Consider the following 587-nt stretch of genomic DNA (forward strand, 5'->3'; position numbering starts at 1 on the left):
TTGCCGGATTTTTAAAACTCTCTTGCAGCTTTGCTGCAAGAGAGTTTTTTTATGCGCCGTTAGGAAATCTCAATAGACGTTCGCCCCACAAAGCTTCACCCTCCCCCCGGGAGCGACCGTGTTAGAATTCGGCAATAGCCGCTTATCAAAAAACTAAATTTTTGATTCGATGGAAGCCCCCCGATGCGCAGCATTGAGGGACACAGGGGGGCTCCTGTGGCAGCGTCGTTCTGTGTATGTTTGATCTCTTGTACCGAGCGGCAACGCTCGAGTACGTAGGCAGTCGACGAGCGATTTTGGTCGTTGGTCGGCTGCCGTTTTTTCCAATCACGTCGCTCGGCCCCGGGCTCGACGCTTGTTCGGGCTCGGCAAAATGGGGCCGCCCCTTCCGCATCGCCGTCACATTGGCGTCAGATGCGGACGCAGGCCAATGTGACGGCGACGCGAAAGGGGCTCTTCAACCGTTATTTCGTTGGTGACAGATCAGACCATCGACGCGAACTTGGAAGCGTCAAACGTTTCTTGTTTACGAACCATCTGATTGAGTGTCGAAAGAAGTTTTCGTACGCAAGCGATCATCGCCAGCT

The 587-nt window shown here is 53.7% G+C and carries 1 protein-coding gene; it reads left to right on the forward strand.

Annotation, left to right across the window (positions count from 1 at the left end):
* Window positions 1-236 precede the first annotated feature (236 nt).
* Window positions 237-479 (forward strand): hypothetical protein, encoded by a 243-nt coding sequence (locus ABD971_RS26920; RefSeq protein WP_345326933.1) that lies wholly within the window; start codon window positions 237-239, stop codon window positions 477-479.
* Window positions 480-587 lie beyond the last annotated feature (108 nt).

It is taken from the genome of Novipirellula rosea (assembly GCF_039541335.1).
Lineage (GTDB): Bacteria > Planctomycetota > Planctomycetia > Pirellulales > Pirellulaceae > Novipirellula > Novipirellula rosea.